We start from the raw sequence: 16,688 nt of genomic DNA, 5'->3' as shown, positions 1-16,688 counted from the left end.
AGATCGCGGTTTCAGGATTTCTCCTGATCCCTGGGCCAACTCAGACTGAAGCATGCCCCGCCCAGGTTGTTGCTCTTGCTGATCAAGGCGCGCCCGCCGTGCCAATAGATGATCCGCCGTACGATCGATAAACCCAGGCCGTGCCCACCCGAGGCCCGAGTGCGACTGTCATCCAGGCGCAGAAAGGGTGTGAAGATCCGCTCCCATGCACTTTCCGGCACGCCCGGGCCGTCATCTTCCACATCGATACGGCAGCGCACCTGCCCCACCTGATAGCTGATCAACACTCGGCCCTGAGCATGGCGCATGGCATTGCTCACCAGGTTCTGCAAAGCCCGATGCAGGTAACGCGGTTCGGCGTCGACCCAAGCGTCGTCCCAATGCGCCGAGGACAGGCAGGCCCCCCGACTCACGCTGATCTGCGGGCGCAGTGGCGACAATTCGCCGATGACCTGATCGAGCAACGCGCTGAGGTCGATCCGCTGGAAACTCAGTTGCGGCGCACCTTGCTCCAGGCGTGCATAGGTGAGCATTTCGTCCACCAGGCCATCGAGGTCCTGGATATCACTGTCCATTCCGTCCATGTACTTGCGCCGCGCCTCGGGGGTGGCGGCGTCACCGATCATCTCCAGGCCAAAGCGCAGGCGCGCCACCGGGGTACGTAGTTCGTGGGACACCGCGCGCACCAGTTCGCGCTGGATCGCCAGCAACTGCTGCAGATGCTCGGCCATGCCATTGAAGGCTGCCGCCAGACGCCCGACCGAGTCCGCCCCGCGGGCCGGCACACGCACCTCCAGGCTGCCTTTGGCAATACGCGTGGCCGCCGCTTCCAGCCCGCGCAGGCGCTGCTCGAGCTGGCGCACCAGGAAATACACGATCAAGCCGATCAGGGTCAGGCTGACCAACGCGATCAGGATCAGCCACTGCGCCGGGTAAGGGTTCATTTGATACAGCGGGCCGAGTTCCAGGACCCATGGCGTACCGACCATACCGGCGAACACGCGAATCGAATCACCGCCTTTACCCAGCGCCATCACCGTATCGCCTTCCGACACACGACGGCGCTGATCCTCATCCATATCAGCCTGATCGAGGGTCATCAGGTGCATTTCGAAGCCAAAGCCCTTGGCTTCCTTTAGGTCGGCCAAACGCTGCGGCTGCTCCGCCACCGGGTAACGCACCAGTTCATCGGCCAACAGGTAGATCGTTGCACGCGCCAGCTGCTCGCTGATCTGCTGCACTTCGCCGGTCAGCACCAACGACTCTTTCTCACTGACCAAACGCAGTACCCGCGCGGCATGCGGCCCGGTCTGCTGCACCAGGACCTGGCCGCGTTGCAGGCGATTGCGCTGGGCAAGGTCCAGCTGCGCATCGCTGAGGCTGCGCAGTTCCAGGGGGATGCCCAACAAACGCTCCCACACCGCCAGGGCACGCTGACGCTCGATGGCGCTCATGGGTTGCAGGTTGTCCCCCATCAACGCGAAGGTGCCGTGGGCCAGGCGCTCGCGGTATTGCCCGCTGCGCACCTCGTTGAGCAGGTGCAGCGCCAGCACGCTCAGCAGCGCCACCAGAATCAGCGCCGCACACATGCCGCCGTAGATGCGCAGGAAGATCGAGTTCACAGCGGCATATCGGCAGCGGCTTCGGGGACGAACAGGTAGCCTTTGCTGCGGATGGTCTTGATCAGCCGTGGGTGGATCGGGTCGTCGCCTATTTTCGGGCGAATACGCGAGATACGCACATCAATGGAGCGGTCCTGGCCGTCGTAGCCGATGCCGCGCAGGGCAATGAAGATTTCTTCGCGGGACAAGATACGCCCGGCATTCGCCACCAGCAGCCATAAAAGGTCGAACTCGGCACTGGTCAGTTCGATGCCGCCGTCATGCAGCCAGGCTTCGCGCAGGGCGTTGTCCACGACCAAGGGACCAAACTGCAAGCGACGCTGGTTCTCCACAACGCCGGCTTCCGTCGGCTCGCTGCGCCGCAGCAGGGCTTGAATGCGCGCCAGCAGCAAGCGTGGGCGCACGGGTTTGCACACATAGTCATCCGCCCCCAAGTCCAGTCCCTGCACCTGATCCATGTCATCGGTACGGGCGGTCAGCATCAGGATCACCCCGTCGTAGCGCGCACGCACCTTGCGACAGATACTCAAGCCGTCTTCGCCGGGCAGCATCAAGTCGAGGATCACCAGGTCCGGCTGTTCGTCGATAATACGCGCCGCAGCCCGGGCGCCATCGCCCTCCACCGACACCCGCAGGCCGTTGCTCTGCAGGTAATCACGGGTCAACTCGGCCAATCGCTCGTCGTCCTCGACAATCAGTATTTGCCAGGCCTCTTGCTCCACGGGTGATCCTCGTCGCGATAGAGAGTCGTTATGACAATGCGGCCGGATAGGGGAGCAAGCGTGTCTATCTCCCACATGCTTCTCTCACATGCTTCTCTCACATGCTTCTCCCACATGCTTCTCCCACATGCTGATCTTCGCCGGCCACACCTTATTTGTAATGTTTAGAGGGCATAACAGAGGCCGATTGTAGCCACGGGCCTGCCCTTGCGCACAAGCCCGGAAATCCACTCGGTGATCGCATTTTTTTGTGATAGGGTTCGCGCCCTTCGAAAAAGGCTCGGTTGTTTTGCACCCGAAACATTTAATGACAAACGGTGCAATCCAGCAGTAACGCGGCCTACACGGGCATTCGACCTTTCTTACACATTTTACTCACAACCTTATCCACAGGTTACTCCGTTGCTAACCCCTCAAAAACGCATTATCTTGTACCTCGAGGACAAACGAGACCCTACATGTAGGGTTTTCGAGCAAAGTGCCTAACCACACAAGTGGCTCGAAACTCAAGCGCTTTATTTGTTAGCGCGACGTGGAACCAACAGATTTTCAGTAGACCAAACCGCTCACGCGGATGGCATCTGTTCTCCATCCCCGACATGGAAAACGGTACGGGTGTTGCAGGAAAAGCCTGGCACTCGCAATCAAATATAGAACGTGGAGACAACCCCCCATGCAAACCGATACAACTCGCGAGAACCCGCAAGGCTCCGTGCCGCAGGCCGCTGATTCAAACCTGGATCTGTCCGCCACTGCACCCGGCCAACTGCGTGTGATCAAGCGTAACGGCACTGTCGTTCCTTACACCGATGACAAAATCACCGTCGCCATCACCAAAGCGTTTCTTGCAGTTGAAGGCGGCACCGCTGCTGCCTCGTCGCGCATCCACGATACCGTTGCCCGCCTGACCGAACAGGTCACCGCAACCTTCAAGCGTCGCATGCCTTCGGGCGGCACCATCCACATCGAAGAAATCCAGGACCAGGTCGAGCTGGCCCTGATGCGTGCCGGCGAGCAGAAAGTCGCTCGCGACTACGTGATCTACCGTGACTCGCGCGCCAAGGAACGTGCCGTGCGCTCCCCCGCTGAAGAAGCTGCGGTGCAAGCTCACCCGTCGATCCGCATCACCCTGGCCGACGGTTCGTTTGCACCGTTGGACCTGGGCCGCCTGAACACCATCATCACCGAAGCCTGTGAAGGCCTGGAAGAAGTCGACGGCGACCTGATCCAGCGCGAAACCCTGAAGAACCTGTACGACGGCGTGGCCCTGACCGACGTCAACACCGCCCTGGTGATGACCGCCCGTACCCTGGTCGAGCGTGAGCCGAACTACTCGTTCGTGACCGCGCGCCTGCTGATGGACACCCTGCGCGCCGAAGGCCTGGGCTTCCTGGGCGTGGCCGACAGCGCCACCCACCACGAGATGGCCGACCTGTACGCCAAGGCCCTGCCGGCCTACATCGCCAAGGGTATCGAATTCGAATTGCTGAACCCGGTCCTGGCCTCCTTCGACCTGGAAAAACTCGGCAAGGCGATCAATCACGAGCGTGACCAGCAGTTTACCTACCTGGGCCTGCAAACCCTGTACGACCGTTACTTCATCCACAAGGACGGTGTGCGCTTCGAACTGCCGCAAGTGTTCTTCATGCGCGTGGCCATGGGCCTGGCGATCGAAGAGAAGCACAAAGAAGACCGCGCGATCGAGTTCTACAACCTGCTGTCGTCGTTCGACTACATGTCGTCGACGCCGACCCTGTTCAACGCCGGTACCCTGCGTCCACAGCTGTCCAGCTGCTACCTGACCACCGTGCCGGATGACCTGTCGGGCATCTACCACGCGATCCACGATAACGCCATGCTGTCCAAATTCGCTGGCGGCCTGGGTAACGACTGGACGCCGGTGCGCGCACTGGGTTCGTACATCAAGGGCACCAACGGCAAGTCCCAGGGCGTTGTACCGTTCCTGAAAGTCGTGAACGACACCGCCGTCGCGGTCAACCAGGGTGGCAAGCGCAAAGGCGCTGTGTGTGCCTACCTGGAAACCTGGCACATGGACATTGAAGAGTTCATCGAGCTGCGCAAGAACACCGGTGATGACCGTCGTCGTACCCACGACATGAACACGGCCAACTGGATCCCTGACCTGTTCATGAAGCGCGTCTTCGATGACGGCAAATGGACCCTGTTCTCGCCATCCGAAGTACCGGACCTGCACGACCTGACCGGCAAAGCCTTCGAAGAGCGCTACGAGTACTACGAAGCCCTCACCGAGTACCCAGGCAAGGTCAAGCTGTTCAAGACCATCCAGGCCAAAGACCTGTGGCGCAAAATGCTGTCGATGCTGTTCGAAACCGGCCACCCATGGCTGACGTTCAAGGACCCATGCAACCTGCGCAGCCCGCAGCAGCACGTCGGCGTGGTCCACAGTTCGAACCTGTGCACCGAGATCACCTTGAACACCAACAAGGACGAGATCGCCGTTTGCAACCTGGGCTCGATCAACCTGCCGAACCACATCGTCAACGGCAAGCTGGACACCGCCAAGCTGGAACGTACCGTCAACACTGCCGTTCGCATGCTCGATAACGTTATCGACATCAACTACTACTCGGTACCACAGGCACAGAACTCCAACTTCAAGCACCGTCCAGTGGGCCTGGGCATCATGGGCTTCCAGGACGCGCTGTACCTGCAGCACATTCCGTACGGTTCGGATGCCGCGGTCGAGTTCGCCGACAAGTCCATGGAAGCGGTCAGCTACTACGCGATCCAGGCGTCCTGCGACCTGGCCGACGAGCGCGGTGCATACGAGACGTTCCAGGGTTCGCTGTGGTCCAAGGGCATCCTGCCGCTGGACTCGCAACAGATCCTGATCGAAGCCCGTGGCCAGAAGTACATCGACGTTGACCTGAAAGAAACCCTGGACTGGGCACCGGTACGTGCCCGTGTGCAGAAAGGCATTCGTAACTCCAACATCATGGCCATCGCACCGACCGCCACCATCGCCAACATCACCGGCGTGTCGCAGTCGATCGAACCGACCTACCAGAACCTGTATGTGAAATCGAACCTGTCGGGCGAATTCACCGTGATCAACCCGTACCTGGTTCGCGACCTCAAGGCCCGCGGCCTGTGGGACTCGGTCATGATCAACGACCTGAAGTACTACGACGGTTCCGTGCAGCAGATCGAGCGTATCCCGCAAGAACTCAAAGAGCTCTACGCGACCGCCTTCGAAGTGGACACCAAGTGGATCGTTGACGCCGCCAGCCGTCGTCAGAAGTGGATCGACCAGGCGCAGTCGCTGAACCTGTACATTGCCGGTGCATCGGGCAAGAAGCTGGACGTGACCTACCGCATGGCTTGGTACCGTGGCCTGAAAACCACTTACTACCTCCGTGCCCTGGCCGCGACCAGCACCGAGAAGTCGACCATCAACACCGGCAAGCTGAACGCTGTTTCCAGCGGTAACCACGGTGATGATTCGGTTCTCGCAGCGCCAGCCGGCCCGGCCCCCGTGCCAAAGGCCTGCGCGATCGACGAGCCGGATTGCGAAGCTTGCCAATAAGCTGAACCGGTCCCGGGCTTGAACAGCCGGGATTGAAAAACCCCCGATAGACCCTGGCTGCAATGGGGTTTATCGGGGGTTTTCTTTTCGGGGGTTTTCTTTAGTCAGACAGGCCGCTTAGAACAAGACGGTCGCCAGCCCCGACCTGGGTGCTCCACCTCGCTCACCCCATAGCTCGATCCGGCCATTGATCACGGCCATCGAATGACCTTTATACTCCACCGTGCCCACCTTGCTGCTTCTCAGGTCCGCGTCAGTCGCTGGCCTGTAACGTCCTCTGAGTCCCAAACGATCCAAGCCTTCCCGGCTGCCCTCCCCATCCATCAAGCTATTCAAGGCAGCCCGGTAACTGCGCCCGGCAGTGCCATCATTGTTCTCCATTTGAGCCCGCTTTGCGCTCACGGCATACATGAAGTTTGCGTCGGTCATCATTTGCGGGTCATCCCCCTTGAAGCGTGCCTCCCGCGCTGCAAGCTGCAACTCGCCCTTGGACAAATGCAGTTTGAAGCCATCGCGCATGGTCACGTCATAACCGTCGCCACTCTCCTTGACCTCTTTGTACACATCGGTGGGCTTCTGGCCGTACTGCATCATCGCCGCCTTTATCGCGGAAACCGTGATGCAATTGCCATCCGCCCCCTGACTGAACCCACTCCAGATGTTGTCCGGTTTCTTCCCCGGATTACTGTAGTCCGGTTTGTAGTTGAAATGTTTCGCCCCTTCGGTAATGGGCTTGTTGCTCATGGATTCACTGGGGCCGAAATCGCTTCTAGGCACGCCAGGACCACGACCACCACTGCCTGGCAACACCGGTGGTGGGCTGGGCGAGGCATCATCCGCATCCGGAAACCATTCCTTCAACAGTCGCTTGAGAAACTCACGAAACGGCGCGGAAGCCTCTGCGATCAGTTCGTCAATCAGCGCCTTGAATTTCTCGTCGCCTAGCTTCTCGCGCAGCGCATTGAGTTTGTCGCGCACGTCCCGGGCCGTCTGGGACTTGGAACCTTGCTCGGCGTCAAACAGCTCGTTGAGCAGCTTCTTGATCGCACCCGCTTCATCAACAGGCGCGACAGGTGGCGACGGTGCTGGCACTACACCCGGCGTAGAACCCACGCGCCCATATCCGAACCCCACTACACCTGAATTCCACATTCCCAAGCCTCTCCATTGAGTCACTGGCCTACTCAGTGGCGATTCAGGACTCAGGCGTTCCACAGCATTCCTTTACTCCTCAGCGGGTGTTTTCCCACGCAAAAAAAAGCCCCTCATACGAGGGGCCTTCAGACTGCATGCCAACCCAGATGCATCAGGTCATCTGGATAATGGTTTGCATGATCGTGCTCTGGGTGGAGATGGTCTTGGCGTTCGCCTGATAGTTGCTCTGGGCCTTGATCAGGTCCACCAGCTCGTTGGTCAGGTTGACGTTGGAGCTCTCCAGGGATTTGGACACGATCGAACCCAGGGTACCGGCTTGCGGGTTGTCATAACCCGGCTGGCCCGAGGCGAAGGTCTCTTTCCAGGTGGTGCTGCCGGCCGGCTGCAGGCCTTGCTCGTTGTTGAAGCTGGCCAAAGAGAGCTGGCCGATCGCCTTGCTCTGCTGGTTGCTGAATGTTGCGAACAGCACGCCGCTACCATCAATGTTCAAGCCGGTGATCTGGCCGGTGGCGTAACCATCGGTGACCGGTGGGTTACGGTAGGTGGCCGAGTTGTACTGGGTGATGTTAGCCATGTTGATGGCGATGCCGGTCGGGTTGGCCGTCGCGCCGTTTGGCGTCCACACACCATTGGTCACTGTACCTGGGGTCCAGTTGGCAATGGTCAGCGTAGTGCTGGACGCGCCACCGGTAACGATCCCGGTGAGTTTGCCTGCGCCGTCAAAGCTCAAGGTCGAAGCAACCGGCGGTGTGGAGCCCGTGCCCGTCGGCGCCGTACCATCAGGGTTGCGGCCATCGATCAGGGTGTAGGAATTCCACGTATTGCCACCCGTCTTGACCAGGTACTGTACCATCGAATGAGCGTTGCCCTGATTATCATACAAGGTGGTGTTGTATTGGGTCGTGAAGGTTTCGGACTTGGTGGGATCGAACGGTGTGGCCGTCTGGTCGATCACCGGCGACGATGAGTTCAGGTTGCTTTGGGAGTCCACTTTGGTGGAGGCTTTGGGCGGCAGGTTCGACAGGTTCAATTGCAAGTCAGTCAGGGCGCCCTTGATAATGTTGCCATTGGCATCCGCCGCGTAGCCTTGCAAGCGCGAGGTACCGGTGTTGTTGACGATGAAGCCGTCTTTATCCGAGTGGAAGGAACCGTTACGGGTGTATTCCAGCGACCCGTCACTGCCCTTCTGGACGAAGAAGCCGCCCCCCTGGATCGCCATATCCAACAGGCCGCCGCTGCCGACGACATCACCCTGGGTGAATTGCTGGGACACGGCTGCCAGGCTCACACCGCTGCCGACACTGTTCTGGCCAGTACCCAGCTTGGAAGCTGCGTAGATGTCGGCGAATTCTGCACGCGACGTTTTGAAGCCGGTGGTCGCAACGTTGGCGATGTTGTTACCGGTCACGTCCAGCTGTTTGTTGGCCGCATAGAGGCCGCTAAGGCCGATATTAAAAGACATGTTTCTCTCCCTCTGCCGTATTTAGCCGGCTCTATGTACCGATAGTCTGAATTTGCGACAGCTTGACGCTGCCCATGCCGCCTGCAAGGTTGAGCAGCATCTCGCCGCCGGTCTTGCTCAATGTCACGCTGGTCACCGTGGCGGGCAGCGAAGTCAACAGGGCAGCAGAGTCGCCCTGGTCATTCTTGTAGGTGGCGTTGAAGGTGTAGGTGCCCGTTGGAGCGACTTCACCCTTGTCGTTCTTGCCGTCCCAGATAAAGCTGCTATTACCGGCACTCTGGGCGCCCATATCGATGGTGCGCACCACGTTCCCATCCTTGTCGGTGATCTTGACGGAGACGTTACCCGTCGCTGCCGTCACCGCCACCGAGCCGGTCATGCTCTTGCTGGTATCGACCAACGCTTTGTCGGTCTGGGTGATGATCGAGCGCCCGACCAACGACGAGGCTTGCAGCGCCTGCGACGAGCTGAAGTTGCTGGAGATCGCATTCACCGAGTCATTCAGGGTGTTGATGCCTTCCAGGCTGCTGAACTGGGCCAGTTGCGCCACGAACGCACCGTTATCCTGGGGCGACAGCGGGTTCTGGTTTTTCAGTTGGGTCACCAGCAGTTGCATGAACGCATCCTTGCCCAGTGCCTGGTTACCCGTGGCGGCCTTGGCAGCGTTATTGAGACTGCTGTTGTCTGTCGCCGTCTTGACCTTGGTATTGAACAGGTCCTGAACCGGCGTGTTGGCTGGATTAGTGGTATCAACAATGGCCATTATTTGGCGCCCCTTATCACTGACCCAGGGTCAGGACCTTCTGCATCATGGTTTTGGCGGTGTTCATCATTTCCGCATTGGTCTGGAACGAGCGGCTGGCGGAGATCATGTCAGCCATTTCCTCGACCACGTTGACGTTGGGGTAGTACACGTAGCCCTTTTCGTTCGCAGCAGGGTGGTTGGGCTCGTAGCGGGCCTCAAGGTTGCTCTGGTCTTCGACCACACCCAACACCTGCACGCCGGAGCCTGCGGCGTCCTGATTCTGGAACAGCGAATCGCTGCCGTTGCCCTGGCCACCTTGGAACATGGTGGCGAACACCGGGTGACGGGCGCGGTAGGTCTGGTCGATGCTCGAAGACACGGTCTCGGCGTTGGCGATGTTACTGGCGACGGTGTTCAAACGCGTGGTCTGCGCGCTCATGCCACTGCCGGCAATATTGAAAACACTGGACAGGGACATGGCTTACTCTCCACGCAGGGCTGACATCAGCCCTTTGAATTTACTGTTGAGCAGGGTGAAGCTGGCCTGAAAGTTCACCGAGTTCTCGGCATAGGCCGATTGCTCCAGCTGGGCGTCGACGGTGTTCTGGTCGATCGACGGTTGCATCGGCGTGCGATACAACAACGCCTCGTCACCACTGCTCAGGCCTTGTGCTTCGATATGCCGGCTATTGGTCATATTCAAGGCAAAGGTGCCGTTCTTGGTCTTGTCCTGCTGCGCCGCGAGCACAGCGGAGAAATCCAGATCCCGAGCCTTGTAGTTCGGGGTGTCGGCGTTGGTAATGTTGTTGGCCAGGACTTCGGCACGCTGGGCGCGGAAGCCCAGGGCTTGTTCGTGGATACCGAGCGCTTTATCGAAGCTGATGCTCATGGCGGAAACCTTTAGGCTGACCTGCTTTTCGTATCTGGGTTATAGCAAGGCTCATGCCAATTCTTCGAAGGCCCGTATTTCAAGGGTTTGCTGGATGCTGTTAAGCGGCAATGCCAGAAAAGCGGCAATGGACTTCCGCGTGAAGCCAGTAAAGCGGCAATGCAAGTTGCCGCTTTGAGGCGAAAAAAATGGGAGGCCTGTGTGGGGCCTCCCATTTTTTGTTCAAGGGTGCATCACTTCGCCTGGTAGATGATCCCAGGGCTGCATTGCACCATCTGGTAATGATCCGGCAAACCGTTCAACGCTTCTGAAGCCCCCAGGAACAGGTAGCCGCCACGCTTGAGGGTGCCGTGGATGCGCAACAGGATGTCTTTCTTCACTTCGGCCGAGAAATAGATCAGCACGTTGCGGCAAAACACCATGTCAAACTTGCCCAGACTGGCATAGCTGTCGAGCAGGTTGAACGAGCGAAACTCCACGCGATTCTTGATCGGCGCCTTGACCGCCCATCGCCCTGCCCCTTTAGGCTCAAAGTAACGCTGCAGGCGCTCCTGGGAAAGCCCACGCCCCAGAGCAAGGCTGTCGTATTCGCCGGTCTTGCAATTGGTCAGCATGGTGCCGGACAAGTCGGTGGCAACAATTTGTGCCCCCGCCTTCAGCTGGCCCATGTTGGTTCGCTCAAACTCATCGATAGACATCGAGATCGAATACGGTTCCTGCCCCGAAGAGCACGCCGCCGACCAGATGCGCAGGCGCTGGCCCGGGCTGGCCTTGATGGCCTCCGGCAGCACTTTGCTCTTGAGCACCTCAAAGGGGTAGGTGTCGCGAAACCATAGGGTCTCGTTGGTGGTCATCGCATCGACCACCATTTCCTTGAGCCCACTGCGCGGCTGTCCCTGGATGCGCTGAACCAACTCGCCCAGCGACTTGATACCCTGCTGCTCCATCAGCTTGTTGAGACGGCTGGATACCAGGTACTGCTTGTTTTCACCGAGCAATATGCCACAGGCCTTTTCCAGGAAGACCCGGAACTGTTCGAAATCCAAATTACCCGTAGACAATGATACCGCCTCTTAAATCGTGTGATCGCCAGGGAAATCCCCTAGCCGTGATCTGCAGCCTTGATCCGGTCGACTACCCGGGATGCCAGGTCATCAGGGCGGAATTTGGCCAGGAAGTCATCAGCGCCGACCTTCTTGACCATTGCCTGATTGAATACACCCGACAATGAAGTATGCAGGATGATATGCAATTTTTGCATGCGTGGGTCGCTGCGTATTTCGGCCGTGAGGGTATAACCATCCATTTCCGGCATCTCGATGTCGGAAATCATCATCAAGAACTCTTCTTCCGGCTTCTTGCCCTCATCGACCAGGTTACGCAGGTAATCCAGCGCCTGGCGACCATCATTAAGAGCCACCACGTCCACGCCAACGGTTTGCAGGCAACGCGTGACCTGCTTGCGAGCGACCGAGGAGTCATCCACGGTCAGTACGCGTAGGGATACCGCCTTGTGCGCGGTTTCCGCATCGACCACGCCTACCGAGATAGACTCCGAGGTCGGCGCCACTTCGGCGAGGATCTTCTCCACGTCGATGATTTCCACCAACTGGTTATCAACCCGCGTCACCGCCGTGAGGTAGTGATCGCGCCCAGTGCCCTTGGGTGGCGGATGGATCTCTTCCCAGTTCATGTTGACGATACGTTCCACCGAGCGCACCAGGAAACCCTGGGTCTTGGTGTTGTACTCCGTGATGATCACGAACGGGCTTCCGCGGTCCTGCAAACCGGCGGAACCTGTGGCCAGTGCCAGGTCAAGAATCGGGATGGTCGCACCACGGATGTTGGCTACACCACACACCACAGGGCTGGATTTGGGCATGATCGTCAATTTGGGACACTGCAACACTTCCCGAACTTTAAACACGTTGATGCCATATAGCTGGCTGCCGTCCAGGCGAAAAAGCAACAACTCCAGGCGATTCTGCCCTACCAGCTGTGTACGCTGGTTTACTGAATCCATTACACCTGCCATGCCTGCACTCCTACGCTAAAACCTTGGGCCATACCTACAAGGCGGCGCGCGCCCTAACACGAAACGGCACGAGCTTTGCTATTTATTGGCCATGGACATTAAAACGACAGTTTCCCGACACCCCCGCCCTCGCTACCGCAGACTGCTCTGCGCCACGATGGTTTTGCTTGCCTTGACGGCAGGCGCTACGACCCGTGCCGACAACGTCACATTGCCTGATCTACTTATCGGCGTCACTCAGGGCTTTCTTGAGTTCACTGTAGAAGATTATCTGACAACCACACAAACGCCGGGACGCTACGAGATCCAAGTCAACCAGTTAGACCCTCGCCTGCGCATGCCAATGTGCGACAAGGAATTGACTGCCACCTTGGAAAGCCCTGCCCAGCCTATTGGTCGCGTCACGGTCAAAGTCCGTTGTGAAGGCGCTTCGCCCTGGACGGTGTTCGTGCCCGCTCAAGTCAAATTGTTCCGCGATGTCGTGGTGGTGACACGCCCGCTGAAGCGCACCGGCATCATCGGTTTCGAAGATGTTGCCCTGCGCGAACGTGATATCAGCCAGATCAACCAGGGCTATCTCACATCGGTGGACCAAGCCATCGGGCAGAAATTGACCCGACCAATGGTTACCGATCAAGTCATCACGCTGGTCCATCTGGAACAGGCCGAGGTGATTCGCAAGGGGGATCAGGTGGTGATTTCCGCCAGTAGCGGCGCATTGACAGTAAAAATGCCGGGGGAGGCACTGTCCAACGGCGGTATGAGCGAACAGATTCGCGTCAAGAACCTCAACTCCAACCGTGTGATCAAGGCGCAGGTGACCGCACCGGGACAAGTCGAGGTGGCGTTATAGAGTTCACTGGCATAGGACGCTGGCTTTTCCTACACTGTGGGCTGAACATCCGCGCATTCAGGTTTATTCTCAATCGCGCCTAAAGTTTATCCGGGTATGGCCGAAAACATGGCAAGCGTCCAAATACCCAGAGGTTTTTTAACATGGTCATTGATTTCAGTCGTTTGAATAACGCCCCGGCTTTGCCCGGTTCTACGCGCACCGGTGGTGCCAAGGACAGTGTAGAAGCCAAGTCCCAGCCTACGCCTACCAAGGCAGAACCGGCCGGTGTCAGCCAGAGCGGGGAATCGGTACACCTGAGCAATGAGGCTCAACAGTTGCAGAAGGTCACTGACTCGCTGCGCGATCAACCGGTTGTCAATAAAGCCCGTGTGGCCGAGTTGAAACAGGCTATCGCCGATGGCAGCTATAAAGTCGACAGCAACCGTGTAGCCAGCAAGCTGCTTAACTTCGAAGCCGAGCGCTAGGCAAAGGCCTGCGCTGGGCTTTTGGACGCTTAAAACCCAAGGCCAGCCATGCACCACGACGAACATTTGCTCCAACTGATCATTGATGATCTGGCGCCGACGCAACATTTGCTCGAGTTGCTCAAAGAAGAATCCCTGGCCCTGTATGGCCGGGATATGCGTTTGCTGGAAGAAATCCTGGCACGCAAACAGTCGCTGATTGTGCTGCTCGAACAACACGGCAAGAAGCGCAGCGAAATTCTCATCAGCCTGGGCCTGCCGGCTGATCACGACGGCCTTGCCCAACTGGCCAGCCATTCCTCGGTTGGTGATCAACTACTGACCCAGAGTAGCGCGCTCAATCAATTGCTCGCCCAGTGCCAGGAAGCCAACCTGCTCAACGGTCAGTCGATCCAGCTTCAGCAAGCCACGACCGCCAACCAGTTGCGCATACTCCACGGCGGAGAACCTCCGGCCCTCTACAACGCCCAAGGCTCGACCTCGCGCCTGGTCAAACCAAGCACCCGCAGCCAAGCCTGACGCCGGTTCACCGCGCGCCTATCCAAGGCACGCTACATACTGGCAAAATGCCCCTTCTTGCGTGTAGTCGTATTTTGTCTGGAGATGGAAGAACCGTGTTCAACGCCCTTAATGCGGAAGATGCCCCGCAGCCACCAAAGGTCCTCACCACGCCTCTGGAAATCGCCAGTACTTTGCGAATGCTGCAGGAAAGCCATGATCCACTGATCATCACTTTCCACGAGCGCAGCCAGCGCTTTCAAAGCTACCTGGTAGACGTTGACCGGGACAGCAAGACGCTGGCCTTGGACGAAATGATTCCCCGCGATGGCGAACGCTACCTCGAGAATGGCGAGTCCTTCCGCATTGAAGGCTTTCATGAGGGTGTGCGGGTTGCCTGGGAAAGCAACGGTACGCTGGCCATCAGCGAGAAAGGTGGTCACCGCATTTACACCGGTAGCATACCTGGCGAAGTGGTCTATCATCAGCGACGCAATGCCTTCCGCGCTGCGTTGAAGCTGGCACAGCTGGTGAACATCGAGCTGGGCGGCGAAAAGCTCAAGGCCCCTATCAGTGGCAAGCTACTGGATATTTCCGCTACCGGCTGCAAGCTGCGCTTTGAAGGCGACATATCCGAGCGCCTGCAACTGGGTCAGGTGTATGACCGCTTTATCGCTGCCCTGCCCTTTGGCAGCATGAGCACGTCCGTCGAACTGCGTTATCTGCACTTCGAAGACAAGATCAATACCACTTTCGCCGGCGTGCGCTTTCATAACATGAGCGGCCTGGTGCAGCGCCAGGTAGAACGGTTTGTGTATCAGCTGCAGCGTGAAGCGAGACGCTTCGACAAGGATGATGATTTTTAAGCCTTGAAACTCGCGTCAAAAAACGGGCAGATCCTGATGGGATCTGCCCGTTTTTATATTCAGGGGCGTGCCTTGCTCAGGTCATGAGGATGATTATCCGGGTCTGGATGCTCGGGTGGAGTATCCAGTGCATCCCCCTCGGTCGGTGCTTGCGGATTAGCGTCGGCCCCAGGCTCAGCTACGGTGGTTTGCATCTGCTCCTGCACCACCGCCTCATCGACACGAGGATCGAGCGCAGCCACCAAGGGTGAACTGGACATGCTGTCGGGCATCGCTACGTGGTGCAGCGGAGCATCATCAACCTGATGCAGGTTAGTCACGGCTTTCGGACGGATACGCCAGACCAGAATCAGCGCGCACAGGCTGAAAAACGCGTACAGCATATGGCTGCCAAACAACTTCATCACCACGCCCGCCAACAGCGGCCCGACACTGGCGCCGATACCGTAGGTCACCAGCAGCATGGCAGTCAGCGATACCCGACGGTCCCCTTCGACATGGTCATTGGAAAACGCCACGGCCAGAGGATAAAGGCAGAACTGCACCAATGAACACAGGAAACCTGCGACAAACAGCACTTCCAATGGTACCTGGGTCAGGATCGCCAGCGGCAGAGCTGCCACCGCCAGGCACAAAGCGAAACAGCGAATCAATAATGCGCGGTCATAACGATCAGATAACCAACCCAAAGGCCACTGCACCACCAAACCTGCAAAAATGCAGCACCCCATGAACACACCGACCTGTTCAGTCGTCAACCCCTGCTGGGACGCGTACAGCGGCGCCAAACCGTAAAAGGAGCCCACAATCAGCCCGGCCCCCAGCACCGTACTCAACGACTGCGGCACACGCTTGATAAAGAATCGCGGTTCCATCGGTGCCGGATGTAGCGGCGCAGGGTGAATGCGCCGGGTCATGGCTACCGGCACCAGGCACAAGGCAAAACAGACCGCTACCAACATCAACAGCTCCAGGCCAAGCTGAGGATGCAACACGAGAATCAACTGGCCTAATACCAGGCCCAGATAGGAGGCGATCATATAGCCACTGAACACTAAGCCGCGCTGCTTGGCGTCTGCCTGCTCGTTCAGCCAACTTTCGATAACCATGTACTGACACATCATCCCCAGGCCTACGATCATCCGCAGCACGATCCAGGCCGGCAACCAGTTGACCAGCCCGTGACCCAGCACGGCGGCCCCGACAATTCCGGCACAAGTGGCATACGCACGGATGTGTCCGACGCGGGCGATCAGGCGATGCCCGATCTTGCCACCCAGCACCAGGCCAAAATAGTTGGCCGCCATCAATGCCCCCACCCACAAGCTGTCAACATGGTCTGCTGCCAGGCGTAATGCCAGGTAAGTACTGAGCAGGCCGGAGCCGATCAGCATCATCAAGGAAGCGAAATAAAGGGCTCGAAAAGATTTCCAGATCTGGCGCATCGGCGTTCCGAGCGGCTCCTTGTAGTGAGGGACAGGGTTATCGGCATGATAGTCCTGGGTGACTGTGTCCGGACAGGCGATATGAGCTGTTTCCGGGGATTATTTTGCTAAACACTCAGACGCCGCATCGCAGTCTGAAAGGTACACAACGATAGTGATATATACGCGGCGTACTATCTGATCGCAGCCCAGCCGCCAAACCTGGTGAGGTATTTGGGCTCTGTGGGTACAGCCGTAGAAGCGGCCAGACTTGATACAGGTTGAATGTGGACAACTGCCGGAAGTTTTCGATCGCCCAAAACAAAACCCCATCTGCTTTCGCAAATGGGGTTTCGGAATTTAATCTTGACGATGACCTACT

15 protein-coding genes are annotated in these 16,688 nt (G+C 58.2%); 5 read left to right on the top strand and 10 right to left on the bottom strand.

From position 1 onward, the window contains the following. Window positions 1–11: 11 nt before the first annotated feature. Together ACQRBT_RS14725 and ACQRBT_RS14720 are read right to left on the bottom strand one after the other, a co-directional pair. A complete protein-coding gene (locus tag ACQRBT_RS14725) occupies window positions 12–1,622 on the bottom strand; it encodes an ATP-binding protein (RefSeq protein ID WP_060756323.1) in 1,611 nt (536 codons plus the stop codon). Continuing rightward, the gene (locus ACQRBT_RS14720) at window positions 1,619–2,344 is read right to left on the bottom strand and encodes a response regulator (protein WP_090369081.1); all 726 of its coding nucleotides are present in this window, start codon (window positions 2,342–2,344) and stop codon (window positions 1,619–1,621) included. The genes ACQRBT_RS14725 and ACQRBT_RS14720 overlap by 4 nt, the downstream gene beginning before the upstream one ends. Before the next feature lie 673 nt (window positions 2,345–3,017). On the opposite strand from ACQRBT_RS14720, the gene ACQRBT_RS14715 reads away from it, so the two are divergent. Next, window positions 3,018–5,912, top strand: coding sequence for a ribonucleoside-diphosphate reductase subunit alpha (locus tag ACQRBT_RS14715; protein ID WP_090369079.1), 2,895 nt, complete (start codon window positions 3,018–3,020; stop codon window positions 5,910–5,912). Between the two features lie 117 nt (window positions 5,913–6,029). Here the strand turns inward: ACQRBT_RS14715 and ACQRBT_RS14710 are convergent, their stop codons facing one another. From ACQRBT_RS14710 to ACQRBT_RS14680, 7 genes are all read right to left on the bottom strand, one after another. Beyond that, entirely contained in the window at window positions 6,030–7,064 is a 1,035-nt protein-coding gene (locus ACQRBT_RS14710) for a hypothetical protein (protein ID WP_412047550.1), read from the bottom strand. A gap of 154 nt (window positions 7,065–7,218) precedes the next feature. Continuing rightward, the gene (gene flgE / locus ACQRBT_RS14705; RefSeq protein ID WP_060756326.1) at window positions 7,219–8,529 is read right to left on the bottom strand and encodes a flagellar hook protein FlgE; all 1,311 of its coding nucleotides are present in this window, start codon (window positions 8,527–8,529) and stop codon (window positions 7,219–7,221) included. 31 nt (window positions 8,530–8,560) lie between these two features. Beyond that, entirely contained in the window at window positions 8,561–9,292 is a 732-nt protein-coding gene (gene flgD, locus ACQRBT_RS14700; RefSeq protein ID WP_198763436.1) for a flagellar hook assembly protein FlgD, read from the bottom strand. 16 nt (window positions 9,293–9,308) lie between these two features. Continuing rightward, entirely contained in the window at window positions 9,309–9,752 is a 444-nt protein-coding gene (gene flgC, locus ACQRBT_RS14695; protein WP_060756328.1) for a flagellar basal body rod protein FlgC, read from the bottom strand. A gap of 3 nt (window positions 9,753–9,755) precedes the next feature. Further along, on the bottom strand, window positions 9,756–10,163 hold the full coding sequence (flgB, locus tag ACQRBT_RS14690; RefSeq protein WP_060756329.1) for a flagellar basal body rod protein FlgB: 408 nt from the start codon (window positions 10,161–10,163) through the stop codon (window positions 9,756–9,758). 233 nt (window positions 10,164–10,396) lie between these two features. Then, entirely contained in the window at window positions 10,397–11,224 is an 828-nt protein-coding gene (gene cheR, locus ACQRBT_RS14685; RefSeq protein WP_060756330.1) for a protein-glutamate O-methyltransferase CheR, read from the bottom strand. A 41-nt stretch (window positions 11,225–11,265) separates the two neighbouring features. Continuing rightward, window positions 11,266–12,198, bottom strand: coding sequence for a chemotaxis protein CheV (locus ACQRBT_RS14680; protein WP_161549523.1), 933 nt, complete (start codon window positions 12,196–12,198; stop codon window positions 11,266–11,268). Window positions 12,199–12,289: 91 nt separating this feature from the next. Here ACQRBT_RS14680 and flgA point away from each other — a divergent pair, with 91 nt between their 5' ends. The 4 genes from flgA (at window position 12,290) to ACQRBT_RS14660 (ending at window position 14,882) form a co-directional block, all read left to right on the top strand. Next, window positions 12,290–13,051 carry a flagellar basal body P-ring formation chaperone FlgA gene (flgA, locus tag ACQRBT_RS14675; RefSeq protein WP_060756332.1) on the top strand — a complete coding sequence of 254 codons (762 nt, stop codon included), beginning with the start codon at window positions 12,290–12,292 and terminating at the stop codon, window positions 13,049–13,051. A gap of 143 nt (window positions 13,052–13,194) precedes the next feature. Continuing rightward, window positions 13,195–13,518, top strand: coding sequence for a flagellar biosynthesis anti-sigma factor FlgM (flgM, locus tag ACQRBT_RS14670; protein WP_060756333.1), 324 nt, complete (start codon window positions 13,195–13,197; stop codon window positions 13,516–13,518). A gap of 48 nt (window positions 13,519–13,566) precedes the next feature. Next, window positions 13,567–14,037: a flagellar protein FlgN gene (locus ACQRBT_RS14665; RefSeq protein ID WP_060756334.1), complete on the top strand. Its 471-nt coding sequence runs from the start codon at window positions 13,567–13,569 to the stop codon at window positions 14,035–14,037. A gap of 95 nt (window positions 14,038–14,132) precedes the next feature. Continuing rightward, the gene (locus ACQRBT_RS14660) at window positions 14,133–14,882 is read left to right on the top strand and encodes a flagellar brake protein (protein ID WP_205343299.1); all 750 of its coding nucleotides are present in this window, start codon (window positions 14,133–14,135) and stop codon (window positions 14,880–14,882) included. 59 nt (window positions 14,883–14,941) lie between these two features. Here the strand turns inward: ACQRBT_RS14660 and ACQRBT_RS14655 are convergent, their stop codons facing one another. Beyond that, window positions 14,942–16,327 (bottom strand): MFS transporter, encoded by a 1,386-nt coding sequence (locus ACQRBT_RS14655; protein ID WP_060756336.1) that lies wholly within the window; start codon window positions 16,325–16,327, stop codon window positions 14,942–14,944. Window positions 16,328–16,688: the final 361 nt, after the last annotated feature.

This window comes from Pseudomonas sp. R19M (assembly GCF_050312585.1).
Taxonomy (GTDB): Bacteria; Pseudomonadota; Gammaproteobacteria; order Pseudomonadales; family Pseudomonadaceae; genus Aquipseudomonas; species Aquipseudomonas palleroniana.
The sequence above is the reverse complement of the archived record's forward strand: the minus strand, read 5'-3'. Positions and strand labels throughout refer to the sequence as shown.

What these genes read in the sequence shown, in the direction of transcription:
- flgE (WP_060756326.1), bottom strand. Translation starts at nt 8,529, where the DNA reads ATGTCTTTTAATATCGGCCTTAGCGGCCTCTATGCGGCCAACAAACAG.
- ACQRBT_RS14665 (WP_060756334.1), top strand. Translation starts at nt 13,567, where the DNA reads ATGCACCACGACGAACATTTGCTCCAACTGATCATTGATGATCTGGCG.
- flgB (WP_060756329.1), bottom strand. Translation starts at nt 10,163, where the DNA reads ATGAGCATCAGCTTCGATAAAGCGCTCGGTATCCACGAACAAGCCCTG.
- flgM (WP_060756333.1), top strand. Translation starts at nt 13,195, where the DNA reads ATGGTCATTGATTTCAGTCGTTTGAATAACGCCCCGGCTTTGCCCGGT.
- ACQRBT_RS14710 (WP_412047550.1), bottom strand. Translation starts at nt 7,064, where the DNA reads ATGTGGAATTCAGGTGTAGTGGGGTTCGGATATGGGCGCGTGGGTTCT.
- flgC (WP_060756328.1), bottom strand. Translation starts at nt 9,752, where the DNA reads ATGTCCCTGTCCAGTGTTTTCAATATTGCCGGCAGTGGCATGAGCGCG.
- ACQRBT_RS14715 (WP_090369079.1), top strand. Translation starts at nt 3,018, where the DNA reads ATGCAAACCGATACAACTCGCGAGAACCCGCAAGGCTCCGTGCCGCAG.
- flgA (WP_060756332.1), top strand. Translation starts at nt 12,290, where the DNA reads ATGGACATTAAAACGACAGTTTCCCGACACCCCCGCCCTCGCTACCGC.
- flgD (WP_198763436.1), bottom strand. Translation starts at nt 9,292, where the DNA reads ATGGCCATTGTTGATACCACTAATCCAGCCAACACGCCGGTTCAGGAC.
- ACQRBT_RS14680 (WP_161549523.1), bottom strand. Translation starts at nt 12,198, where the DNA reads ATGGCAGGTGTAATGGATTCAGTAAACCAGCGTACACAGCTGGTAGGG.
- ACQRBT_RS14655 (WP_060756336.1), bottom strand. Translation starts at nt 16,327, where the DNA reads ATGCGCCAGATCTGGAAATCTTTTCGAGCCCTTTATTTCGCTTCCTTG.